The sequence below is a fragment of the Ruegeria sp. CDSC079 genome (genome assembly GCF_059610505.1).
In genome coordinates, this window is the sequence record NZ_JBXWNT010000004.1 from 21,438 (window position 1) to 43,295 (window position 21,858).

23 protein-coding genes are annotated in these 21,858 nt (G+C 56.4%); 6 read left to right on the forward strand and 17 right to left on the reverse strand.

From position 1 onward, the window contains the following. Window positions 1-5: 5 nt before the first annotated feature. The 5 genes from AC2FIC_RS08160 to AC2FIC_RS08180 form a co-directional block, all read right to left on the reverse strand. Entirely contained in the window at window positions 6-644 is a 639-nt protein-coding gene (locus AC2FIC_RS08160) for a glutathione S-transferase family protein (protein WP_142632811.1), read from the reverse strand. 79 nt (window positions 645-723) lie between these two features. Next, window positions 724-936, reverse strand: coding sequence for a hypothetical protein (locus tag AC2FIC_RS08165; RefSeq protein WP_142632813.1), 213 nt, complete (start codon window positions 934-936; stop codon window positions 724-726). 51 nt (window positions 937-987) lie between these two features. Next, the gene (locus AC2FIC_RS08170; protein ID WP_496692444.1) at window positions 988-2,769 is read right to left on the reverse strand and encodes an acyl-CoA dehydrogenase C-terminal domain-containing protein; all 1,782 of its coding nucleotides are present in this window, start codon (window positions 2,767-2,769) and stop codon (window positions 988-990) included. A 48-nt stretch (window positions 2,770-2,817) separates the two neighbouring features. Continuing rightward, the gene (locus AC2FIC_RS08175; RefSeq protein WP_142632817.1) at window positions 2,818-3,219 is read right to left on the reverse strand and encodes a MerR family transcriptional regulator; all 402 of its coding nucleotides are present in this window, start codon (window positions 3,217-3,219) and stop codon (window positions 2,818-2,820) included. Window positions 3,220-3,517: 298 nt separating this feature from the next. Beyond that, window positions 3,518-3,886 carry a MerR family transcriptional regulator gene (locus tag AC2FIC_RS08180; protein WP_142632819.1) on the reverse strand — a complete coding sequence of 123 codons (369 nt, stop codon included), beginning with the start codon at window positions 3,884-3,886 and terminating at the stop codon, window positions 3,518-3,520. 113 nt (window positions 3,887-3,999) lie between these two features. Here AC2FIC_RS08180 and AC2FIC_RS08185 point away from each other — a divergent pair, with 113 nt between their 5' ends. From AC2FIC_RS08185 to AC2FIC_RS08195, 3 genes are read left to right on the forward strand one after another with little or no spacing between them, the layout of a single operon-like run. After that, window positions 4,000-4,419: a PaaI family thioesterase gene (locus tag AC2FIC_RS08185; protein WP_142632821.1), complete on the forward strand. Its 420-nt coding sequence runs from the start codon at window positions 4,000-4,002 to the stop codon at window positions 4,417-4,419. Next, the gene (locus tag AC2FIC_RS08190) at window positions 4,419-4,937 is read left to right on the forward strand and encodes a PaaI family thioesterase (protein ID WP_271948008.1); all 519 of its coding nucleotides are present in this window, start codon (window positions 4,419-4,421) and stop codon (window positions 4,935-4,937) included. Before AC2FIC_RS08185 ends, AC2FIC_RS08190 begins: the two co-directional genes overlap by 1 nt. Before the next feature lie 6 nt (window positions 4,938-4,943). Next, a complete protein-coding gene (locus tag AC2FIC_RS08195) occupies window positions 4,944-6,260 on the forward strand; it encodes an MATE family efflux transporter (protein WP_142632825.1) in 1,317 nt (438 codons plus the stop codon). On the opposite strand, the gene arsC is transcribed toward AC2FIC_RS08195, so the two are convergent. From arsC to AC2FIC_RS08215, 4 genes are read right to left on the reverse strand one after another with little or no spacing between them, the layout of a single operon-like run. Continuing rightward, complete coding sequence (arsC, locus tag AC2FIC_RS08200) at window positions 6,257-6,598, reverse strand: arsenate reductase (glutaredoxin) (RefSeq protein ID WP_142632827.1); 342 nt, start codon at window positions 6,596-6,598, stop codon at window positions 6,257-6,259. The genes AC2FIC_RS08195 and arsC overlap by 4 nt on opposite strands. After that, on the reverse strand, window positions 6,595-7,653 hold the full coding sequence (locus tag AC2FIC_RS08205; RefSeq protein WP_496692443.1) for a quinone-dependent dihydroorotate dehydrogenase: 1,059 nt from the start codon (window positions 7,651-7,653) through the stop codon (window positions 6,595-6,597). The genes arsC and AC2FIC_RS08205 overlap by 4 nt, the downstream gene beginning before the upstream one ends. Further along, on the reverse strand, window positions 7,650-8,081 hold the full coding sequence (locus tag AC2FIC_RS08210) for a DUF1330 domain-containing protein (RefSeq protein ID WP_496692442.1): 432 nt from the start codon (window positions 8,079-8,081) through the stop codon (window positions 7,650-7,652). The genes AC2FIC_RS08205 and AC2FIC_RS08210 overlap by 4 nt, the downstream gene beginning before the upstream one ends. Further along, complete coding sequence (locus tag AC2FIC_RS08215; RefSeq protein WP_496692441.1) at window positions 8,078-8,416, reverse strand: DUF952 domain-containing protein; 339 nt, start codon at window positions 8,414-8,416, stop codon at window positions 8,078-8,080. Before AC2FIC_RS08215 ends, AC2FIC_RS08210 begins: the two co-directional genes overlap by 4 nt. A gap of 107 nt (window positions 8,417-8,523) precedes the next feature. Here AC2FIC_RS08215 and AC2FIC_RS08220 point away from each other — a divergent pair, with 107 nt between their 5' ends. After that, window positions 8,524-10,101: a bifunctional metallophosphatase/5'-nucleotidase gene (locus tag AC2FIC_RS08220; protein ID WP_496692440.1), complete on the forward strand. Its 1,578-nt coding sequence runs from the start codon at window positions 8,524-8,526 to the stop codon at window positions 10,099-10,101. Window positions 10,102-10,166: 65 nt separating this feature from the next. Here the strand turns inward: AC2FIC_RS08220 and AC2FIC_RS08225 are convergent, their stop codons facing one another. Next, window positions 10,167-11,825, reverse strand: coding sequence for a tetratricopeptide repeat-containing sulfotransferase family protein (locus AC2FIC_RS08225; protein WP_496692439.1), 1,659 nt, complete (start codon window positions 11,823-11,825; stop codon window positions 10,167-10,169). A gap of 55 nt (window positions 11,826-11,880) precedes the next feature. Between AC2FIC_RS08225 and AC2FIC_RS08230 the strand changes: the two genes are divergently transcribed. Further along, the gene (locus AC2FIC_RS08230) at window positions 11,881-12,546 is read left to right on the forward strand and encodes an SOS response-associated peptidase (protein ID WP_496692438.1); all 666 of its coding nucleotides are present in this window, start codon (window positions 11,881-11,883) and stop codon (window positions 12,544-12,546) included. Between the two features lie 44 nt (window positions 12,547-12,590). Next, entirely contained in the window at window positions 12,591-13,643 is a 1,053-nt protein-coding gene (mnmH, locus tag AC2FIC_RS08235; RefSeq protein ID WP_496692437.1) for a tRNA 2-selenouridine(34) synthase MnmH, read from the forward strand. Here mnmH and selD read toward each other — a convergent pair. From selD to AC2FIC_RS08270, 7 genes are read right to left on the reverse strand one after another with little or no spacing between them, the layout of a single operon-like run. Further along, complete coding sequence (gene selD / locus AC2FIC_RS08240) at window positions 13,634-15,793, reverse strand: selenide, water dikinase SelD (protein WP_496692436.1); 2,160 nt, start codon at window positions 15,791-15,793, stop codon at window positions 13,634-13,636. The two genes, mnmH and selD, sit on opposite strands and share 10 nt — an antisense overlap. 5 nt (window positions 15,794-15,798) lie before the next feature. After that, the gene (locus tag AC2FIC_RS08245; RefSeq protein WP_496692435.1) at window positions 15,799-16,185 is read right to left on the reverse strand and encodes a Na+/H+ antiporter subunit G; all 387 of its coding nucleotides are present in this window, start codon (window positions 16,183-16,185) and stop codon (window positions 15,799-15,801) included. A gap of 7 nt (window positions 16,186-16,192) precedes the next feature. Further along, a complete protein-coding gene (locus AC2FIC_RS08250; protein WP_142632846.1) occupies window positions 16,193-16,462 on the reverse strand; it encodes a K+/H+ antiporter subunit F in 270 nt (89 codons plus the stop codon). Then, window positions 16,459-16,959 (reverse strand): Na+/H+ antiporter subunit E, encoded by a 501-nt coding sequence (locus tag AC2FIC_RS08255; protein ID WP_496692434.1) that lies wholly within the window; start codon window positions 16,957-16,959, stop codon window positions 16,459-16,461. Before AC2FIC_RS08255 ends, AC2FIC_RS08250 begins: the two co-directional genes overlap by 4 nt. Then, window positions 16,956-18,500 carry a monovalent cation/H+ antiporter subunit D gene (locus AC2FIC_RS08260; RefSeq protein WP_496692433.1) on the reverse strand — a complete coding sequence of 515 codons (1,545 nt, stop codon included), beginning with the start codon at window positions 18,498-18,500 and terminating at the stop codon, window positions 16,956-16,958. Before AC2FIC_RS08260 ends, AC2FIC_RS08255 begins: the two co-directional genes overlap by 4 nt. Beyond that, on the reverse strand, window positions 18,497-18,856 hold the full coding sequence (locus AC2FIC_RS08265; protein WP_142632852.1) for a Na+/H+ antiporter subunit C: 360 nt from the start codon (window positions 18,854-18,856) through the stop codon (window positions 18,497-18,499). Before AC2FIC_RS08265 ends, AC2FIC_RS08260 begins: the two co-directional genes overlap by 4 nt. After that, a complete protein-coding gene (locus AC2FIC_RS08270; protein WP_496692463.1) occupies window positions 18,856-21,729 on the reverse strand; it encodes a monovalent cation/H+ antiporter subunit A in 2,874 nt (957 codons plus the stop codon). The genes AC2FIC_RS08265 and AC2FIC_RS08270 overlap by 1 nt, the downstream gene beginning before the upstream one ends. Window positions 21,730-21,858 lie beyond the last annotated feature (129 nt).

The following is a 21,858-nucleotide window of genomic DNA, read 5'->3' on the forward strand; positions in this document are numbered from 1 at the left end:
TCTCCTTAAGCTCGATCCGGCACAGAGCCGGGCATCAGGTCGTAGGGGTGTTTCCAGCCAGGCTGCTGGGACAAGCGTGTCAGCCAGGCGTCGATATTTGGCCATTCGGTGCGGTCAAAGCCGAAGGGTTCAGGATAGTAGAGATAGCCACAGCAGCTGAGATCAGCATTGGTTACGCCGTCCCCAACGATCCAGTCGCGACCGTTCAGATGTGCATCCAGGACTTGATACGCAGCCTTCAGACGACCCTGGTTGAATGCGATCACGTCTGGGTTGCGATGTTCTTCCGGCAGAAAGTTGATCAAAAAACGGGTCAGGCCTGCCATCGAGCTGAGTTTGTGATTGTCCCACAGCACCCAGCGCAGTACCTCGTATTTCTCTTCCTGCGTCTTTCCTCCGAACATACCTGTCTTTTCAGTTATATAAGTCTGAATGGCCCCGGACTGACTGGTGCGAAAGTCGCCATCAATCATGACGGGCGCTTCACCCATTTCGTTGACAGTGGCACGAAATTCGGGAGTGCGCGTCACTCCTTTGAAGAAGTCGACTTCGACGGCTTCCCATTCTAACCCTGATAACTCCAGAGCCAGCGCCGCCTTGTACGAGTTTCCGCTGACGCCGAAACAATGCAGTTTGATGGTCATCATTTGCCTCCCTTGGCACATGAGTCAGTGCGATGTGCTGTATCATGTAGCCCGCCCTTTTTTGGGCGGGTCTGTTTTCTTATCGTTTGCGCTCTTCAAGTTCGGAATTGAAGATACGCAAACGGTGCGTCAGGCTCTCTTCGTCGATGACACTGTTGAAGTTCTCGAACAGGAATGACAGTGCCTCACCTTCGTCCAGACCAGCCTCGCGCGCGAACCCTCTGAGTTTGCGATAGCCGTCTTCGGTCATGGCGACCGGGAAACGGCGTGTTAGGCGAAATCGTTTTGGCATATCGAGCCTTTCGAATGGCCGGCCCCAAGATGGTCTGGGGCCGGTCAGAGATCAGAAGCTTGCCGCGTCCAGGCCCATGACAGTATCCGCACCGCTCTGGATGCGTGTCAGATGAAGACCGGTGGCTGGCAAGCGACGCGCCATGTAGAACTGGCCGGTGGTAATCTTTGTCTCGTAGAACTCGGTGTCCGAAGTCCCGGCTTCAAGTGCGGCATAAGAGGCTTTTGCCATCTGTGCCCACATCAGGCCCAGGCAGACATGACCGAACATGTGCATGAAGTCATTCGACCCAGCCAGCGCATGGTTGGGGTTCTTGGTGCCGCTTTGCATAAAGTACATGGCAGCGGCCTGCAGATCCTTGGAGGCCGCTTTCAGCGGTTCGATAAACGCCGTATCATAGGCTTCGTTCTGACCTGCGTTTTCCTTGCAGAAGTTTTTGACCATTTCGAAAAACGCCATGACGTGTTTGCCGCCATCCTGGGCAAGTTTACGGCCCACAAGGTCAAGCGCCTGAACGCCGTTTGCGCCTTCGTAGATCATCGCGATCCGGGCGTCGCGGGTATATTGCGACATGCCCCATTCTTCGATGTAGCCGTGGCCGCCATAGACTTGCTGGGCCTTGACCGTCATGTCATAGCCTTCGTCGGTCAGGAACCCTTTGAGGACCGGCGTCAGCAGTGAGATCAGGCCATCGGCGTCATCGTCACCAGAGCGGTGGGCCTTGTCGATCATGGTCGCTCCCCACAGAACAAAGGCACGGGCACCCTCGGTAAAGCTTTTCTGATCCATCAGGCTGCGGCGGATGTCGGGATGCACGATCAGCGGATCGGCTGGACCGTCCGGGTTTTTCGCACCGGTCACATCGCGGCCTTGCAGGCGGTCTTTGGCGTATTCCACCGCGTTCTGATAGGCCGCGTCGGCCTGGGACAGACCCTGCATGGCTACACCCATACGGGCTTCGTTCATCATGGTGAACATCGCGCGCATGCCTTTATGCTCTTCGCCCAAAAGATAGCCGGTTGCCTCGTCATAGTTCATGACGCAGGTCGAGTTGCCGTGGATGCCCATCTTTTCTTCGATGTTGCCGACCGATACGCCGTTGCGTTCACCCAGGCTGCCATCTTCGTTCACCATGAATTTAGGAACGATGAACAGGGATACACCCTTGATGCCTTCGGGGCCGCCCACGATCTTGGCCAGCACCAGGTGAATGATGTTGTCGGCCATGTCGTGTTCACCAGCCGAGATAAAGATCTTCTGACCGGAAATCTTGTAGGAGCCATCCGCCTGCGGTTCAGCCTTGGTGCGCATCAGACCCAGGTCGGTGCCGCAATGCGGTTCGGTCAGGTTCATGGTGCCGGTCCAATCGCAGCTAACCATGTTCGGCAGATAGGTTTCTTTCTGCTCTTGGGTGCCGTGCGCCAGAATGGCCGAGGCTGCGCCGTGGGTCAGACCTTGATACATGGTGAACGCCTGGTTCGAGGCAGAAAACATCTCGGCCACGGCAGAGCCGATGACATAAGGCATGTTCTGGCCGCCGAATTCTTCGGGCATGTCCAGGCCGGTCCAGCCGCCTTCCTTCATCTGACCGAATGCGTCTTTAAAGCCAGTAGGGGTATATACCACACCGTTTTCCAGACGACATCCTTCGGTATCACCGATTGTATTCAGCGGGTGCAGAACATTTGTCGCCACCTTACCGGCTTCTTCTAGAACAGCGCCGGTAAAATCAGGTTCAAGCTCGCTATAACCCGGGATGTCCGATCCCGATACATTGAGCACTTCGTGCAATACGAACTGCATGTCTTTGGTTGGTGCATTGTATACGGGCATTGGGAACTTCCTTAGTTTCGCTTGTCCGGTGGGTGGGTGCCGCCGGGGTTATTCTGCGGCCTTTTTGTCGCTCTTGATCGAGGCGATCACTTTCTCGCCCCATCTCAACTGTTCTTTTAGATCGTCAATGGCCTGGGTCAGCTCTTCACGCCGGGATTCCATATCGGCAAGCCGCTCGCACGCGATCTCATAGGTGCGGGTCATCTGTGTAACCTGCTGATCACCTACGTGATACAAATCAAGAAGCTGGCGAATTTCTTCCAGGCTGAAGCCAAAGCGTTTGCCTCGCAGGATCAGCTTGAGACGCGCCCGGTCGCTTTTGGTGAACAGTCGTTTCTGCCCTTCGCGGATCGGAAACAAAAGTTCCTTTGCCTCGTAAAAACGTAATGTGCGCGGCGTGACATCATAGGTCTCGCACATTTCACGAATGGTCATCAGATCTTCGGTCATGGTTTCTGCACTCTTGTAACTGGCCTTCGTTAAGCTGATTTGCGCAGTCGATGCGCGTCTTACAGCACGTAGATGCCGTTCACGTAACGCGAACGCTGCGTCACAAATAAGTTGACGTAACTTCCGTTCGCGTCAAGGTTTCTACTGCAGGGAATTTCAGGACGTCACGTCAGATCACCTTCCAGATGCAATTTTCCAAACACGGGAAAGCATGCTGAAAGGGTAAAAGAGCCCAGGAAGGGTCTGTTTTTGGCTTTGGCAAATCCGATAGTAAACGCGATCAACTGGGCAGCAATGCCTAGTCTAACAATTTCGCGGTCTGGTCACGCATTTGTTCCAAGGCATCTATGGCTTCATCCAACTGTTTTTTCTGATTGTTCAGTTCGACAAGCTGATGTTCGGCCATTTCGATGAAGGCCTTCATCTGTGCCTGATTCCCCTGATCTTCGTAGATCAGCAGCCACTGGCGGATATCTTCCAGTGGAAATCCGTATTTCCGTCCCCGCATGATCAGCGTCATCCGAGCGCATTCCCTAGGCCCGTAAAAGCGAGTTCGGCCTTCGCGGTCAGGCTGCAGAAGTTCGATATATTCATAGTAGCGCAGGGTACGTGGAGTCACGTCAAACTCGGCGCACATCTCTTTGAATGACAAACGGTTGTCGGGCATTCCTGGTCTCCTTCGAAACAGCGTAGGACGTGGCGACTTCAAGCGCAACAGGCGGGCTTGCTCTTTTGCTAGCCTGACGCTCATAAAGGGAGAAACAGAGAGGACACAAGTAGATGGTCGACAAAGCTGCTATAGCACGACAGTTTATTGAGGCCATTCCGCATGCCAAAGCTTTGGGTTTGACACTCACCAAAATGGGTAATGGCGAGGCCGAGATTTCGATGCCCTACAAGGCCGAACTGATCGGTGATCCACGCACGGGTGTGATCCATGGCGGGGCGGTTTTTGCCCTGCTTGACACCTGCTGCGGTTCCGCGGTCATGTGCCATCCTTCTTCGCCCGGCGCCACCGCGACAATAGATCTGCGGATAGACTACATGCGCCCGGCGACGCCAGGGCAGAGCATTACGACACATGCTGTCTGTTATCACATCACCAGAAACGTGGCCTTTGTCCGCGCAACTGCGATGGATGAGGACAAGGACCTGCCCGTGGCAACCGCCACCGGTTCATTCACAGTGGAGAGCCGATGATGTCACGACCTCGGCCCGAAGCCATGCAGCTTATCGAACAGCGTCGCGATGCAGCACTGAAGGCAATCGTGGATGGTGTTCCATATATTCAGTTTCTCGGAATCGAATTTGACCGGCGGGGAAATGAGTTGACCGGGGTACTGAACTTTGACCAAAAGCTGATCGGAAACCCGATGCTTCCGGCGCTTCATGGTGGTGTGACGGCTGCCTTTCTGGAAGTAACCGCGGTTATCACCCTGAGTTGGGAGTATTTCTTTCCCCGGATCGAAAACGGCGAATTGGATGCCAGCACGGTCTTTCAAGATGAAACCATCATGTTTCCAAAAACAGTCGATTTCACCGTTGATTACCTGCGATCGGGCTTGCCTCGGGATGCCTATGCGCGTGCCTTTGTTCGCCGATTAGGGCGCCGGTATGCGTCGGTTCGTGTCGAAGCGTGGCAGGACAATCATCAGCGTCCTTTCGCACAGGCCAGCGGGCATTTTCTGATGCCGCAGTCCAAATCGAAAGCTGAGTAGATTTCCATGCAAGACGCCTCGGCACCCATCACGCACAGGCGCGTGCTTAAAATTGCAGCGCCCATCGTCCTGTCGAATGCCACGGTTCCGATCCTTGGGGCCGTGGATACTGGCGTAGTCGGGCAGATGGGTCTGGCTGCGCCGATTGGGGCTGTTGGGATGGGGGCCGTGATTCTGGCCTCGATCTACTGGATATTCGGCTTTCTGAGGATGGGGACCACCGGCCTGGCGGCGCAGGCGCGCGGGGCAGGTGACACTGCAGAAACCGGTGCGCTGCTGATGCGGGGCATATTGCTGGGCAGTGCGGCAGGTATGGTTTTCATATTGGCCCAGGTCCTTTTGTTCAAAGGGGCTTTTGCCCTTTCCCCCGCCAGCCCCGAGGTTGAGGCGCTGACCCGCGACTATTTGCGGATACGCATCTGGGGTGCGCCGGCAACGATTGCGCTGTTCGCCATCACTGGCTGGTTGATTGCGATTGAACGTACGCGTGGGGTCTTTGTCCTGCAGGTCTGGATGAACGGGCTGAATATTCTGCTGGATCTGTGGTTTGTGCTTGGTCTGGGTTGGGGCGTCGAGGGGGTGGCCATCGCGACGCTCATCGCCGAGTGGAGCGGGCTGGCACTGGGTCTCTGGCTGTGCCGCAGTGCTTTTACCGGGAATCAATGGCGTGACTGGCCGCGAATTTTTGATCCCACGCGTCTGCGTCGGATGATGCAGGTGAATGGTGACATCATGGTCCGTTCGGTATTGCTGACCGGCGCCTTTACCACATTCCTCTTCGTCGGGTCGGATCTGGGGGATGTTAATCTGGCAGCCAATCAGGTCTTGCTGCAGTTTCTCGAAATTACCGCCTTTGCACTGGATGGGTTCGCCTTTTCCGCCGAAGCACTGGTCGGCGGCGCCATTGGCGCGCGGGATCGGCATCAGGTGCGCCGAGCCGCGGCCATGGCTTCGCAATGGGGGGTAGGGGGTGCATTTGTACTTGGTGCGGTTTTCTATCTGGCCGGGCCAGCGTTGATCGACCTGATGTCAACTGCACCTGAGGTGCGACTAGCCGCACGCGAGTATCTGGTATGGGCGGCGCTGGCGCCGGTGATTGGTGTGGCAAGCTGGATGTTTGACGGCATCTACATAGGCGCGACCTGGACGCGCGCAATGCGCAATGCGATGATCCATTCGGTTGCGATTTATGTTTTGGCCCTGTTCATATTGGTGCCTGCGCTCGGCAATCACGGCCTTTGGGCCGCGCTGATGATCTTGAACATCGCGCGTGCCTGCACGCTGGGATGGCGATACCCCAAGCTTGAGGCTTTGGTCGCCTAAAGAAGGTCCAGAAGGGATTCCGTAGGGCGACCAATGGCTGCGTTGTCCCCTTTGATTGCAAGCGGACGCTCGATCAAAATCGGATGGGCCGCCATTGCTGTGATCAGGTCATCCTGAGCGGTATTCTTGGTTAGGCCCAGTTCCTTGAACAGCTTTTCGCTAGTCCGCATCAGGTCGATGGCGGGGATATCAAGGCGTGTAAGTACGGCCCGGATTTCGTCTGCCGAGGGCGTATCCTCAAGGTATTTGCGAATTTCGACCTGCGCTCCGTTTTCCTCAAGCAAAGCGAGCCCTGCGCGAGACTTAGAGCATCTGGGATTGTGCCAGTATTCGATCATATCCAGTCCTGTCTTTTGCTTCCAACGGCCTGCGCAACGGTTTCAAACCCGTCGCGCGCCAGCAAGTCATCCAAACCTCGCGCGATTTCCGCCGCAAGTGAGATACCACCGAAAACCATCGCGGTGTAGAATTGCACGGCCGAAGCACCGGCGCATATCTTGGCATAGGCCTGTTCTGCTGTGCTGATGCCACCAACACCGATCAACGGAATCTGACCGTCGGTCAAATGGCTAAACCGGGCAAGAACGCGGGTGGATTTTTCGAACAAAGGTGCGCCGGACAGGCCACCTGCTTCGTCTCTGTGTGCGCTGCGCAACCCATCGCGCGACAAAGTGGTGTTCGAGGCGATGACCGCATCAACGCCCGATGCATGGGCCACTTCGGCGATATCCCGCAGCTCATCCTCGGTCAGATCGGGGGCGATCTTGAGGAATACTGGTAGAGGGCGCATTAGGGTGTTTCGGGTTTCGATTACGCCGCTCAACAGAGCGCTCAGCGCCGCTTTGCCTTGCAAATCCCGCAGCTTTTCAGTGTTCGGAGATGAAACGTTGACCGTAGCGAAATCCAGATGCGCCCCACAATGGGCCAGTACCTTGGCAAAGTCGCCGGGTCGATCATCGCTGTCTTTGTTCGCACCAAGGTTCAGTCCGATCACCGCATCCCTGGGGCGCGCCGCCAGACGACGGGCCATGGCCTCCATCCCTTCGTTGTTAAAGCCAAAGCGGTTGATGGCAGCCTGGTCTTCGGTCAGGCGGAATAGGCGCGGCCTGGGATTGCCGGGCTGCGGGCGTGGGGTAACGGCACCGACTTCGATGAACCCAAACCCGGCGCGAGACAGGGGGCCAAGAACCTCTCCGTTCTTGTCGAACCCTGCGGCCAGACCAACCGGATTGGGCAGATCCAGCCCGGCGATTTTGGTCCGCAAACGCGGCGAGGTGACCGGCCCCGGCGCAGGCATAAGCCCCGCTTTCAGGGCCTTGATCGACAGGGTATGTGCGGTTTCCGGATCCAGCCGGTGCAGGGCAGCCAGCCCCAGCTTTTCAGTCAGTTTCATCCAAACATTTCTCCGCCTTCGGTCGGCGCGCACCGGATCAGGCGAGAGGTCTTCACCGCAGCCTGACGATGCACGACCGCCTGTTTGTAATCAGGGTCGGATATCATTTCCAGAAAGGCATGGGCCGATGGGTAACGCGCGATAAATACCGCGTCCCATAGCTCATCCTTTGGGCCAATCAACGTAGTCTGAAACGCGCCGCGCCAAATGATCTTTGCCCCAAGGCGGGCAATGATCGGCCCGGTTTCGATCCCATAATTTCGATAAGCCTGAGCGCCCGACAGACCGCTTTTGGCCAGTTCGTGCCCCGATGGATATTCGGCCCGGCTGCGGAACCTCACCAGGTTCAGCATCTCGATCGGGTGGTCACGATCCAGCACCTTGAAGGCTTCGAACTGGGCGCGATCCGGGTCGATATATTCCGTCATTTCATGTCGTCCGGGAAGCGATGCGCGTTGCCGTCAAAGGGCAGGGGGCAGGACCAAGCTATGTCGGTCATGCGGATCTGACGGTAGAGATGCGGAAACAGAGCGCCCCCGCGCGAAACCTCCCACTTCAGTTCCTCGCCCATCGCGTCAGCATCGCAGGCCAACAGCGTCAAACCTTCGGCGCCGGCAAAATGCTTGGCAGCGGTTTCCGCAGCTTGTTCAGCTGTCGAAAAGTGGACAAAACCGTCCGAAACATCAATCGGAGCACCATCCGTGGCGCCATCGGTCTGCAGCGCCGTCCATTCGTTGGCGCGGAAAATCTTGTAAATCAGCATAGAACGGTCATGCCCCGCGCTGCGGCTAGATTCAAGCCGGATTTCCCCCTTTGACTCTTTGCTGAAGGCGGCGCAACATCTTGGCAATTAACAAAGGGAGTTAAAATATGTTCACCCGTTTCCTAGCCTCGGCTGCTGTGCTGGGTTTGACTGCAGGAATGGCCGCCGCCGAATATAAACTGACCATTCTGCACACCAACGACTTTCATTCGCGTATCGAGCCGATCAACAAATATGACAGCGGCTGTAGTTCAGATGACAACGCCGAAGGTAAGTGTTTTGGCGGATCTGCCCGTCTCGTTACAGCAGTGGAAGAAGCCCGCGGACGTGCCGAAAACTCGATCCTGGTAGATGGCGGCGATCAGTTTCAGGGCTCGTTGTTCTATACCTATTACAAGGGCAAGGTCGCGGCCGAGTTCATGAACAAACTGGGCTATAACGCTATGACCGTGGGCAACCACGAATTCGATGATGGCCCGGAAGTCCTGCGCGGCTTTATCGACACGGTTGATTTCCCGGTGCTGATGTCGAACGCGGATTTTTCAGGCGAAGAATTGCTGAGTGGCAAGATCAAAAAGTCTTCAGTGATTGAAGTCGGCGGAGAAAAAGTCGGCCTTGTTGGCCTGACGCCGGAAGACACGCACGAACTGGCCTCTCCTGGCCCGAACATCACATTCTCGGACCCGGTTCCCGCGGTTCAGGCCGAAGTGGACAAGCTAACCGCGGAAGGCGTGAACAAGATCATCGTTCTCAGCCATTCGGGATATTCTGTCGACCAGCGTGTTGCGCAGGAAACGACCGGCGTTGACGTAATCGTAGGTGGGCATTCCAATACATATTTGTCCAACGTTTCTGACAAGGCTGTTGGCCCCTATCCGACGGTGGTCAATGGCGTGCAGATCATTCAGGCCTATGCCTATGGCAAATTCCTGGGCGAGCTGAATGTCACTTTTGATGACGACGGAAATGTTGTCGCGGCGGCTGGTGAGCCGCTAATCATGGACAACAACGTGGCCGAAGATCAGGCCTCGCTGGACCGTATCGCGGAACTGGCCGCTCCTTTGGACGAAATCCGCAATAAGGTCGTGGCCAGCACGTCTGAGGCGATTGAGGGTGACCGTTCGATCTGTCGTGTTCAGGAATGTCAGATGGGCAATTTGGTCGCTGATGCCATGCTTGCGCGGGTTGCTGATCAGGGCGTTCATATCGCGATTGCGAACTCTGGCGGCTTGCGTGCTTCGATTGACCCTGGCGATGTGACCATGGGTGAAGTTCTGACCGTGCTGCCGTTCCAGAATACGCTTTCAACCTTTGAGATCAGCGGACAAGGCATCGTTGACGCGCTTGAAAACGGCGTGAGCCAGGTAGAAGAGGTCAAGGGCCGCTTTCCGCAGGTTGCCGGTCTGACCTTTGTTTGGGACGCATCGGTGGCACCAAACGAAGGGCGCGTATCAGAGGTCATGGTATCCAACGGCGATGGGCTTACCCCGATTGATCCGGCGGCGACTTATCTTGTCGTTACCAATAACTACGTCAGAAATGGCGGTGACGGGTACAGTATGTTCGAAGGCGACGATAAAAATGCCTATGACTTTGGCCCGGATCTGGCGGATGTCACGGCGGAATACCTAGCCGAAAACGCGCCTTACCAGCCTTATCTGGACGGTCGCATCAAACAAAAGTAAGGCGACCAGAGCGAAACGAAAAGGGCCGCACCTTGGGATGCGGCCCTACTTCATTCAGCTAACCTTCAGCCTTGATCAATGTCGTATTCCGGCCAAAGCCCTGTATCAAAACCCGCAAGCATGGGCTGGATATGTTCCGACACAGATCGCCATCCCCCAATGGATTTGGTTGAGATTTTGTTGCGAACCTGGTCGATACTGGCAGTCCGGACCTGTTTGGTATTCTCTTCCGGACGCATCATCGTCTCGGTCCATTCGAGGTCGCAGAAAGCGGCGACCTGCTTGCTATAGGTTTCGGGGTCCGCGACCAGCTTTTCATATGGAACGGTCAGGATCTTGTCGCCAAAAACAGCATCCCAATGCGCCATATAGCGACGATACAGGTTGGCAGAATGGGCAATGGTCTCAAGATTCGAGGCATAGTTCATGCCCCCCGCAGGGAACCGGCGGATCCATTTCGAAAGACCGACATCGCGCGGATCACGCAGCATGTTTATTATCTTGGCGTTTGGGAATGCCGACAACAGGAAGCCGACCCGCTGAAAATTGTGGGGCATCTTGTCAACAAAAGCGGTCGAGCCATCGGGGATCGGCGGCATCAACTCTCGGAACTCTTTGGCATATTTCGCTGCGGCAGTGGAATCGAAGGTCTTGCGATGTTGTGCGTAGTCGCGCGAAAGATCGGCCCCAACCGTCAGTTCGCCGCAGCCAGCAATGTCTGGCGCGGAGCTCAGCATCATTTCCATGAGCGTTGTGCCAGAGCGCGGCTGGCCCAGAACGAAGATCGGAACCGGCTGATCGGTTTGTTCGGACCAAGGAACTCTTCCCCCTACAGGGAACAGGCCAGTGATACGTTCGAACTTCTGTTCTTCCGCCTCTAAATCATAGGGTTTGACATTGTGTTGGATGGCATTGGCACGTGCAAATTGCGGTAGTGCTGCGCCAAGGCTATCGGCTTTTTGGATCAGGTGGGCCTTGGCAAATTCCAGTTCCGACAGCTCGTGTACGCTTTCGGATATCGCTGCTTCTACCGCCTCCATCAGTTTCGGGGCGTCCTCTTTGCTGGACATTGTCGAAAGCTGAAGAAGGGTGGCAACATGGAAAGGTTCTTTGGCGTAGATGCCCTGCAGAATATTGGCGCATCCCTTTTTGTCGCCACTCTGGTGCAGATTTACGGCTTTTTGAAAGGCTATCTTTTCGTTGTCCGGTGCCAATTCATACGCCTTGGTTATATCGCGTGAGTTGTGCTCGATATAACCGATGCGGCCATAGGCGCGGGCACGAGTCGACAACAGGCTGACATTTTCAGGGTCGCTTTGAAGTTTTTTGGTCACGTGATCAATGATCAGGCGCCAATTCTGTCCTTTCAGCGTAATCTCATCAATGACCCGGTTCAGTTCCTTGCTGGCTGGGAATTTTTCGGCCTTGAGTTCGGCATATTCCAAGGCTTTGGCCATCTGGCCGGTTTGCATAAGAGCATTGGCGAGGTTTTCGACGAATTGCGGATCGTCAGGTTTCATCCGCGCGGCTTCGACAAAATGCGGGATCGACCTTTTATACTGTTTCATCTCGGTCAGAACAAAACCGGAAATGGCATGAAAATCCGAGTCGGTCGGAAACTTTTTTACGCCAAGTTGAGCCTTTTTCAGCGCAGCCTGGAATTTGCCTTCTTCCAGCGCTGCGACAGCTTTGACTTTTAAGGTTTTCGCCGTTTGATTTTGCATATGACCCCGTGAGAACCTGTGCCTGTAGAAAACGATTGTTGAAAGTTCATTACCTATGTGCGGACGGTTTGCAATAACCCTTCCAAATGATGCCATGGCCCAGTTGTTTTCTGCGCGCCCGGCCAATGCTCTGCCTGTTGTCCCGAATTTCAACGTTTGTCCGACATGTCAGGTGCATGTGGTCAGGGCAGGCGAAACCGGGCGTCAGTTGGATGCCTTGCGTTGGGGGTTTTTACCACACTGGTACAAGTCCAAAACCGCTGGGCCATTGTTGATCAATGCCCGCGCCGAAACGCTAGCTGAAAAACCGGCTTTCAGGGCGGCCTGCAGGGAACGGAGATGTTTGATTATCGCCAGCGGGTTCTATGAATGGACAAAAACCGAGACCGGCGACCGGCTGCCCTGGTACATATACAGAAATGACGCGGCCCCGATTGCCTTTGGTGGCGTCTGGCAGGAGTGGGGCCCTGAGGGCGACCGGATGGGAACATGCGCGATAGTTACGACACAGGCGAACCGCAACCTGGGACGCATTCACCACCGCATGCCCTTGATTGTCGAACCCGAAAACTGGCCTCTATGGCTGGGTGAAGCGGGTAAGGGGGCTGCGCGGCTGGTGTCTCCGGGACATGAAGATATTCTTGGCTTTCACCGCGTCGATCGGGGCGTCAATTCCAATCGGGCCAGCGGGCCGGCGCTTGTCGATCCCATCGCCGGTTGACGCCGTGGCTTTCCATCCGTTCCCACGCGCGTTAGATCGTTGACATGGTTCTGAAATTTACCAGCCTTCAGCAGTTATACGCGCATGAGTTCGACACAACCATAGACGTGCGCAGCCCGGCTGAATTTGCCGAGGATCATTTGCCCGGGTCTATCAACCTGCCAGTTCTGGATAACGACGAACGGGCGCGCGTCGGGACGATTTATGTCCAGGAAAGCCCGTTTCTGGCCCGCAAGCTGGGGGCGGCTCTGGTTTTCAGGAATGCGGCCAACCACATTGAACACAGCCTGTCCCATCACGAGGGGGGGTGGAAACCCCTTGTATATTGCTGGCGCGGTGGGCAGAGATCTGGTTCGTTTACCTGGATGCTACAACAGATTGGCTGGCGGGCCGAAGTTGTCGAGGGTGGCTATCGGGCTTATCGCCGCTTGGTGAGCCGGTATCTGTATGACGATCCGTTGCTGTTTCAATTCGTCCTTCTGGATGGGTATACGGGCACAGCAAAGACCGAACTGCTTACACACCTTCAGGAACGTGGTGTCCAGGTTCTGGATCTCGAAGGGCTTGCCAATCACCGGGGGTCGTTGCTGGGGGCAATGCCGGGCGGACAACCCAGTCAAAAGGCATTCGAATCCGCGCTGGCCGCAGAACTTTGTGGTTTTGATCCCACCCGTCCCGTCGTAGTCGAAGCGGAATCGTCCAAAATCGGCTCTTTGATCCTGCCGCCGAGGCTTTGGTCCGCCATGTGTGCGGCCGTGCGCATTCAGATTGATGCCCCGATAGAAGCGCGCGCGGAATATCTGGTCTCGGCATATGACGATGTCCTCAGCGATGCCGAGCGGTTGAAAGATCTCCTGTCGCCGCTGAGGTCTCACCGTGGGCATGAGGTGGTGGATGGGTGGTTTGCGCTGATTGACGGGGATAACAAGTTGGCTCTTACACGGTCACTTATGGAACAGCATTACGACCCGGCTTATGCCAAGTCCGCGCGCGTACACAGCACCGAGATTGTGGCCTCGATCCAGGTTCCCTCGCTGGCAAGTACCGGTCTGAAAGAGGTCGCTGTGCGGGTCGAACAGGTCCTGGATCAGCTCTGAAGTTTTAAACCCGGCGTATCGTCGATCATGCCGATGATTGCTGCCGGATATCCAGCCGCACGTAGGTCTGCACACAGGCCTGGCGCGTCATCGGCTTGGACGGCGGCCAATAGCCCTCCGGCGGTTTGAGGGTCGAAAAGAAGATCAGCCTTAGGTCCGTTGGCGAGTTCAGGCGCAATGGCGCGGTTGTCTTCGAAGATCGTGGACCGAACACCGCTTGCGCTAAGCTCCACAGCCCCGGCCATCACGGGAACCGCATCCAGAGCAATTACCGCACCGCAGTCCGAGGCACCGCAAATACCCTGCAGATGCCCTACCAGACCAAACCCGGTCACATCGGTCATCGCATGGGCACTGAACAGAATGCGCGCAGCTTCGCCTTGCGGCTGAACCATGTGGCGGAACGCCTCTGCGACCCAGATGCCATTGGCCAAACCGGCCATTTCGGCGGCCATGATCACGCCGCTGCCAATCGGCTTGGTCAGGATCAAAGCGTCGCCCTTGCGGGCTCCGGACAAGATGATCGGGTCGTTTTCGCACAGGCCGGTCAGAGTGAACCCGATGGTCATCTCATCCCCCATCGAACTGTGGCCTCCGACGATTTCGGCCCCGGTTGCGCGGATGACGTCACTAGCGGTGGCCATGATTTCTGACATGGTACGTTGTTGCAGTGCGGGTGACATCCGAGGCAGAATAATCGTCGCGGTGGCGGCCTGCGGTGCCGCACCCATCGCCCAGATATCACCTAATGCGTGAATGGCCGTGATCCGTGTCATCAAAACCGGATCATTGGTAAAGCTGCGCAAATGGTCCGAGGTCATCACCTGCCGCGCGCCGCCGGTGAGAAGCAAAGCCGCATCGTCACCTGAAAGCGGTATTACGTCTTGCCGATCGGGGGGCGGTAAATCAGACAGAACACTGCGCAAAGCGCGACGCCCAATCTTTGCGCCGCACCCACCGCACATGGGCTTTTCCCCCAGGACTTCGGGCACGCCCAAAGCGTGGTCGCGGGGCAACTCTGCTGCTTTCATCTGCGGTAGGTTCCGGAACTTATTCATGAAATTCTGGTCGATATGGTTCTTCCATTTCCACATCAACGGACCACTGAGCGAGGTTCCCAATCGCTCGGCCAATGCGGATTTCCCACCCAGCGATATCAGCTTGAGGTAATCTTTTTGCGGATGATAGGGGCGCATCTTTCCGACACCCAGTGAGGCCCGAAGATTGTCATAAAGAATCGGGGCTTCTCGGACGGCATAAACACCTGCTTTTGGTCTGGGGTTTTCTGACAGATGGGCACAATCGCCGGCTGCGAACACAAAAGGATTGCTGGACTGCAGCCTGCTATTCACCGTGATATATCCATCGTGAAGATCCAGCCCGGACTGCGCCATCCAACCATAGGGTTTGGCCCCCGCCGCCCCCGTCACGAATTCAGCCGCAATCTGGCGCCCGTCCTCCAACCGGATGTGATCCGCATGAATTTCAACGATGGCGGCCTGTTCGATCACGTCGATGCCAAGGTCAGCCATCGCATTGCGAATGACCGAGGCCGCCTTTGCGCCAATCGCGGTCAGGGCCCGAGTATTGTCGATCAGGGTCAACCGGGCGCTGCGGTTTGCGGAACGCAGAGCGTGGGCCATCGCCATGATCAACTCGACCCCGGCAACACCACCACCGATCACGGCAACCGAGGCGGCGCCTGCGCCAGATTGGTACTCGGCCCATTTGGTGGCAAAAGACCCTAACGGTTTTGCGGGGACCGCATGGTCGGAAAATCCAGGCAGGGCCGGCATGTCGGATGTAATGCCAACATTAACCGAGGTTACATCATAGGCGACGGGCGGTCGGCCGGGCACATGTACCTCTTGCCGGTCAGGGTCTAACCCTTCGACGGCACCCAATATCACCCGTGCCCCGGCAAAGCGAGCCAGGCGCACCAGATCAATATCCAGATCACCCCGGCGATAATGACCGGCAACGAAACCGGGCAGCATCCCTGAATAGGGGGCTGAAGGCGCGGGGTTGATGACCGTCAGGCGCGCGCCAGGCAGAGGGTTCATCCCCCATTTTCGCAACACCAGCGCGTGCGTATGACCGCCGCCGATAAGAACCAGATCGCGGGTCAGGGGCAGCGGAGGTCTATACATAGGTATCAGGTGTTTCTGTGATCAGGAACGTCTTCGACCTGTTCGACCGCATGTGTGGCCCAGATTCTGTCCTCACCCGCGTCCGGCAGATCCTGGGGCTTTTCATGGCGGTGAATATGCCATTTGGCAATAAACAGGGCCGTGATCGGAGCAGTCAGGAACAGAAACAGCGTGATCAGCAGCTCGTGCAGAGACAGATGATGTTCGATCAATACGGAATGGATGATTGAGGCGATCAGAACGCCACCCACCCCAAGCGTTGTCGCTTTGGTGGGAGCGTGAAGCCTGGACATCGGGTCCTTTAGCTTGATCATCCCGTACGATCCGACAAAACCAAATATGCCTGAAACAACCAGGAAGAAGGCGACCAGGAATTCAAAGATTACCGACATGTCGCCCTCACTCGATGATATTGCCGCGCAGCATAAAGCGCGCGTAGGCAACGGTTGAGACAAAGCCGAGCATTGCGATGATCATGGCGGCCTCGAAGAAAATCTCGGTCCCCAGAAACAGCCCGTAAAGCACCATAAGGGCGATGGTGTTGATCACCATCGTGTCCAGCGCCAGAACGCGTGTGCCCACACCATCGGCGGTAATGATCCGCCACAGACACATCATGATGGCGGCGCCGAAACAGGCGAAAGCGAAGTAGATTGCCAGCTCGATCATTCGAAAATCTCCTTTAGCCTGCGCTCGTATCGTTGCTTGATCTGATCCCGTACTTCGTCCGGGTTTGGCGCATCGAGGCAGTGTACCAGTAAGTTGTGACCCTGCGCTGACAGATCGCAACTGACGGTGCCGGGGGTCATGGTGATTGTCCCGGCCAGAACCGTAATCGCTTCGGGTGTGCGCAGTTCCAGCGGAATGCAGACCCAGTTCGGTTCACGGTCGGAATCCCGTTTGAACAGGATGATCCTGGCAACTGTCATATTGGCGACAACAATGTCCCATAGAACCACCAATATGTATTCGGTGATCATCGGCCAATTCCGAAGAACGGGCCGGTCTGGCCAATACGGCTGTGTGACGAAGGGGATGATAATCCCCAGCACAAGGCCAAACACCAGTGAATTCAGCGATGGTGTGTTTGCCAGCAAAATCCACACGACCGTCAGCAGGAAAGTCAGATGCGGGTGCGGGAATATCCGGTGAAGCAGTTTTTTCATTCTTCCACTCCCAACACGGCCGAGATGTAGTTCTCGGGTGCAAACAACTGTTCCGCTGTGCTGGTAGCGTAGTTCATTGCAGGCCCGGCAAACAATGTCAGCATGACCAGACCGATGATCAAAGCAAACACCGACGTAAAGGCCAACCCGGGCGAAGGTTCCGGGGCTGCCTGAAAGGCGGTCTCGCCGTCAGTTGTATCGGCTTGGTCGGTGGTCAAGCTGGCGTCATGGCTTTTCCAAAAGATCAAAGTTCCGGCGCGGGCCAACCCTACTATGGTTACGAATGAGCCGATCAATACCACAGCCCAGACCGTATTTGCGTCTGGTGCATCTCGCGCGGCGTCCAGGACCAGCAGTTTGCCGATGAACCCAGACAGGGGCGGCATCCCGGCCAAAGCAATCGCACCAATAAAGAACAGTGCGGAAATCAGTCCGGTCTGTGCCATAGGGTGCTTTGGGGCAATTGCGCCTCCGCGCCGCTCGATCACCAGATCAGCAATCAGGAACAACAGCGCCGTCGCCAGTGTCGAATGATAAATATAGAACAAAGCGGCAGCAGTGGCCGTTTCGGTGAACAGGGAAATTGCGATCAGCAGGGTACCCATTGACGCGATGGCGCAAAAAGCCACAAGGCGCGCGATGTGCCGTGAGCCCAATATGCCGATTGTACCAACCGCCAAAGTTACCAAAGCGGCAGGTTGCAGCCAGTTGATCACAAGATCATGCGCAACCAAAACCTCGGGGCCAAAGCCAAGCGTGTACATGCGCAAGATCGAGTACGCCCCGACCTTTGTCATGATCGCAAACAGCGCGGCAACTGGCATAGGAGCATTCGCATAGCTGGCCGGTAGCCAGAAATGCAGCGGCAGAACTGCAGCCTTAATGCAGAATACCAGCAGCAACAGGGCAGCACCCACTCTTATCAGAGCGGTGTCTTCGAGCGGAAGCTCGGCAATCCGTACAGCCATATCCGCCATGTTCAGCGTGCCGGTCACTGAATAGAGCGTGCCAAGGGCAAACAAAAACAGCGTTGAGCCCAAAAGGTTGTAGGCGACATATTGCACGCCTGCCTTGAGCCGAACGGCTCCACCGCCGTGCGTCATCAAACCGTAGGACGCGATCAGCAATACCTCGAAGAACACGAACAGGTTAAAGGCGTCACCTGTCAGAAAGGCACCGCATACGCCCATAAGCTGAAAGTGGAATAAGGGATGAAAGTGCTTGCCGCGTGCATCCCATCCGGAGGCAATCGAATAAAGCACTATCGGAAGGGCTAAAAGCGCGGTCAGCAAGACCATCATGGCAGATAACCGATCCAGCACCAGCACGATTCCAAAGGGCGCTGGCCAGTTGCCCAACTCATAGACCAGAATGTCTCCACCTGCGGCCTGTGCGGTGATTGTCAGGGCGATGCCAAGCAGTGCCACGACACCGGCGACCGAGAATATGCGCTGCAAATCAAGGTGGTATCGTAGGACCATGATGATGAACGGAGCCAGAATCGCGGGCAGGACGACTGGCGCAACGATCCAATGGTTCATGCGTCTTCTCCCGGCGCGTCCGTATTGTCATGAGCGGCCATGTCGATGTGGTCATCCTTGGCCGACAGGTAAGCCGAAAGCGAGATCATCACGATCACCGCAGTCATCCCGAATGAAATCACGATGGCGGTCAGCACCAGGGCCTGCGGCAAGGGATCGGTATAGGCGACCTCTTCATATTTGTTCAGAACCGGCGGCGCGTCCAAAGCCAGCCGCCCGGTGGCAAACAAAAAGACGTTCACCGCATAGGTCAGTAGAGACAGTCCCAGAATGACCGGAAAAGTCCGGCGACGCAGGATCAGGAAAATCCCGGCGGCGGTCATCACGCCAACCGCAGAGGCTACGAGCGCTTCCATCAGACCTGCTCCTTTTCTTCTTGTTCTTCTTCAGGCGGATCGTCCCGCAGCGGGTTGATATCCATCGGGAATTCCTGCGCCATGCCGGGCTGCCAGGCCAAGCGGGACAGGCTATCCAGTGCCAGCATCACCGCGCCCAAAACCGCAAGGAACACGCCGGTATCGAACAGCATGGCGGTTGCCCATTCGAACTCTTCCAGCGGCGGCCAGTTCAGATATCCGAAATCGCTGGTCAGGAAGGGACGTTCATTGAACCATGCGCCAATTCCAGTTGCTGCGGCGATCAGAACGCCCCAGCCGATTGTGCCGTGATAATAGAACCGTTGCCGTTCGATGGCCCAGGTATAGCCGCTGGCCATATATTGCATCAGATAGGCGATGGCGACGACCAGACCGGCGATGAACCCTCCGCCTGGCTGGTTATGGCCGCGGAAAAAGATATAGGCCCCGACCATCAGCGCGATCGGCATCATCACTCTTGTCGCCACGACCATCATCAACGGATGAGAGTCACCCGATTGCGGCCAGTGCGGTTTACGGTTCAGCAAATACCCCCGGACATTGGTTTCCAGAACCGCCTCGGTCAGGGCAAAGATGATCAGGGCGGCAATGCCCAGAACGATGATTTCGCCGAAGGTATCAAAGCCACGGAAATCCACCAGGATCACGTTGACCACATTGGTGCCTCCGCCGCCCTTATACGAGTTGGCCAGATGGAATTCGGAAATGCTCGGGAAACCGAAATCCCGCAGCATCAACGCGTAGATCAACGCACCTGATCCTATGCCTGCCACGACCGAAATTGCCGCATCCCGCCAACGCCGCGCCGCGCTGCTGTCCCAGGGTGTGTCCGTGGGCAGGAAGTTAAGTGACAACAACAGCAGGATCATCGTCACTACCTCGACAGAAATCTGTGTCAGGGCAAGGTCGGGTGCGGACAGATAGTTGAAGGCCATCGAGACGATCAGGCCCACGACCCCGATCAGCACCAAGGATAACAGCCGGTTGCGGTGAAACCACATGATGGCCAGTGTCGCGGCGATCAGGCAGATCCAGCCAATGAACGGAATGATCTGAACGGGTAGGGGCGCGCGTGTTTCAACGCCAATAGATCCGGTGGCGAATGCATAATATCCCAGCCCAACCGTAAAGACGATCAGGATGGCCGCATACCGGCTGAGAACCCCGTTATGCAGAGTATCTGTGACCCAGCGGCTGGTCGCCGTAAGCGCAGCGATTACTGCGTCAAAAATGGTTTTCGCCTCGGGTCTGGGCAGGGCATTCCAGATGAACTCACCACGCCGATGCTGTGCCAGCAAGGCCAGGCCACCCAGTGTGGCGAACGCGGACATATACAAGGCAGGCGTAAACCCGTGCCAGAGTTTCAGCGAATAATAGGGCAGTTTCTCGCCCCCGATTACCGCACTTGAAACAACCGCCACCAGCGGACCTACGATGGCGTTGGAATAAAGACCGATCAGGACGACAAGCACGACCAGGAAAGCGGGTGCAAGCCAAAGCCCGGCCGGCGGGTCATGTGGATGGGTTGGGTAATCGTCGCGTACTGGACCAAGGAACACGTGACCAACAAAGCGGAACGAATAGGCTGCAGAGAACAAGGCCGCCAGCAGCGCCAGTCCGGGCACAAGATAATGCGAATGCAGCCAGGTTGTGTGGACCGTTTCCTCCAGCATCATCTCCTTGGACAGAAACCCGTTCAGCGGAGGTAGACCGGCCATGGAAAGTGCGGCAATCGTCCCGATGGTGAAGGTGATGGGCATCAAATGGCGCAATCCGCCCAGTCGCTTGATGTCGCGGGTCCCGGCCTCGTGATCCACGATCCCGGCGGTCATGAACAGGGCTGCTTTGAACGTCGCATGGTTGATGATGTGGAAGATGGCAGCAACGGCGGCGATCTTGGTTCCAAACCCCAGCAGCATGGTTATCAGTCCCAGATGCGACACGGTCGAAAACGCCAGCAGCGCCTTGAGATCGTCTTTGAACAGGGCGATGCAGGCCCCGATCAGCATGGTTACCAGGCCGGTTGTGGCCACAATGTAGAACCACGCATCAGTCCCCGCCAGAACGGGCCACATGCGGGCCATCAGGAACAACCCTGCCTTCACCATCGTGGCCGAGTGCAGATAGGCTGATACTGGCGTAGGGGCGGCCATCGCGTGTGGCAGCCAGAAATGGAAGGGAAACTGTGCCGATTTGGTGAAACACCCCAGCAAAATCAGGATCAGCGCTGGCATGTAATAGGGTGAAGACTGGATCAGCTCTTTGTTCTGGAGAATGACGCTTAGGTCATAAGAGCCAACGATATTGCCCAGGATTAGCATCCCCGCAATCATCGCCAAGCCGCCAGAGCCGGTCACAGCCAGCGCCATACGTGCGCCCTGTCGCCCCTCGGGGAGGTGTTTCCAATATCCGATCAAAAGGAATGAACTAAGCGAGGTAAGTTCCCAGAATATCAGCAAAAGCAGGATATTGTCCGACAGAACAATTCCCACCATCGCGCCCTGAAACAGCAGCAAATAGGTGTAAAACTGCCCCATCGGGTCTTCGCGCGAGAGATAGAACCGGGCGTAGAGGATGATCAGCAAACCGATGCCAAGGATCAGCAGCGCGAACAGAAACCCAAGGCCGTCCAACATGAAATTGGCGTTTAGGCCCAGTGCCGGAATCCAGTCGAACCGGGCGGTAACGACCTCGCCGCGCATCACGGTTGGGATGTGAATCAACAGCCCCATCAGCGCCAGAAAAGTGGTCAACCCAGCGGCCGAGGCTGCTGCGTTTCGTCCAGCCCGGATCAAAAGGGCTGGGAATACAGCTCCGAGGAAGGGAAGGGCCGCGATGAGGAATAGGGACAACTGCGATACTCCGGTCTGGGCGGTCAAAAGTGCTATTGATTTTGTAAGGATAATTCGCGGAGTGTCCAGCGATTGCAAGCCATTCTGCCTGTTCAGGGGCCCCAAGGCAGAGGATGGCACAGGTAAAGC

Excerpts from the sequence above, each read along its gene's own strand:
- AC2FIC_RS08160 (WP_142632811.1), bottom strand. The coding sequence starts at position 644 with ATGACCATCAAACTGCATTGTTTCGGCGTCAGCGGAAACTCGTACAAG.
- AC2FIC_RS08165 (WP_142632813.1), bottom strand. The coding sequence starts at position 936 with ATGCCAAAACGATTTCGCCTAACACGCCGTTTCCCGGTCGCCATGACC.
- AC2FIC_RS08170 (WP_496692444.1), bottom strand. The coding sequence starts at position 2,769 with ATGCCCGTATACAATGCACCAACCAAAGACATGCAGTTCGTATTGCAC.
- AC2FIC_RS08175 (WP_142632817.1), bottom strand. The coding sequence starts at position 3,219 with ATGACCGAAGATCTGATGACCATTCGTGAAATGTGCGAGACCTATGAT.
- AC2FIC_RS08180 (WP_142632819.1), bottom strand. The coding sequence starts at position 3,886 with ATGCCCGACAACCGTTTGTCATTCAAAGAGATGTGCGCCGAGTTTGAC.
- AC2FIC_RS08185 (WP_142632821.1), top strand. The coding sequence starts at position 4,000 with ATGGTCGACAAAGCTGCTATAGCACGACAGTTTATTGAGGCCATTCCG.
- AC2FIC_RS08190 (WP_271948008.1), top strand. The coding sequence starts at position 4,419 with ATGTCACGACCTCGGCCCGAAGCCATGCAGCTTATCGAACAGCGTCGC.
- AC2FIC_RS08195 (WP_142632825.1), top strand. The coding sequence starts at position 4,944 with ATGCAAGACGCCTCGGCACCCATCACGCACAGGCGCGTGCTTAAAATT.
- arsC (WP_142632827.1), bottom strand. The coding sequence starts at position 6,598 with ATGATCGAATACTGGCACAATCCCAGATGCTCTAAGTCTCGCGCAGGG.
- AC2FIC_RS08205 (WP_496692443.1), bottom strand. The coding sequence starts at position 7,653 with ATGAAACTGACTGAAAAGCTGGGGCTGGCTGCCCTGCACCGGCTGGAT.
- AC2FIC_RS08210 (WP_496692442.1), bottom strand. The coding sequence starts at position 8,081 with ATGACGGAATATATCGACCCGGATCGCGCCCAGTTCGAAGCCTTCAAG.
- AC2FIC_RS08215 (WP_496692441.1), bottom strand. The coding sequence starts at position 8,416 with ATGCTGATTTACAAGATTTTCCGCGCCAACGAATGGACGGCGCTGCAG.
- AC2FIC_RS08220 (WP_496692440.1), top strand. The coding sequence starts at position 8,524 with ATGTTCACCCGTTTCCTAGCCTCGGCTGCTGTGCTGGGTTTGACTGCA.
- AC2FIC_RS08225 (WP_496692439.1), bottom strand. The coding sequence starts at position 11,825 with ATGCAAAATCAAACGGCGAAAACCTTAAAAGTCAAAGCTGTCGCAGCG.
- AC2FIC_RS08230 (WP_496692438.1), top strand. The coding sequence starts at position 11,881 with ATGTGCGGACGGTTTGCAATAACCCTTCCAAATGATGCCATGGCCCAG.
- mnmH (WP_496692437.1), top strand. The coding sequence starts at position 12,591 with ATGGTTCTGAAATTTACCAGCCTTCAGCAGTTATACGCGCATGAGTTC.
- selD (WP_496692436.1), bottom strand. The coding sequence starts at position 15,793 with ATGTATAGACCTCCGCTGCCCCTGACCCGCGATCTGGTTCTTATCGGC.
- AC2FIC_RS08245 (WP_496692435.1), bottom strand. The coding sequence starts at position 16,185 with ATGTCGGTAATCTTTGAATTCCTGGTCGCCTTCTTCCTGGTTGTTTCA.
- AC2FIC_RS08250 (WP_142632846.1), bottom strand. The coding sequence starts at position 16,462 with ATGATCGAGCTGGCAATCTACTTCGCTTTCGCCTGTTTCGGCGCCGCC.
- AC2FIC_RS08255 (WP_496692434.1), bottom strand. The coding sequence starts at position 16,959 with ATGAAAAAACTGCTTCACCGGATATTCCCGCACCCGCATCTGACTTTC.
- AC2FIC_RS08260 (WP_496692433.1), bottom strand. The coding sequence starts at position 18,500 with ATGAACCATTGGATCGTTGCGCCAGTCGTCCTGCCCGCGATTCTGGCT.
- AC2FIC_RS08265 (WP_142632852.1), bottom strand. The coding sequence starts at position 18,856 with ATGGAAGCGCTCGTAGCCTCTGCGGTTGGCGTGATGACCGCCGCCGGG.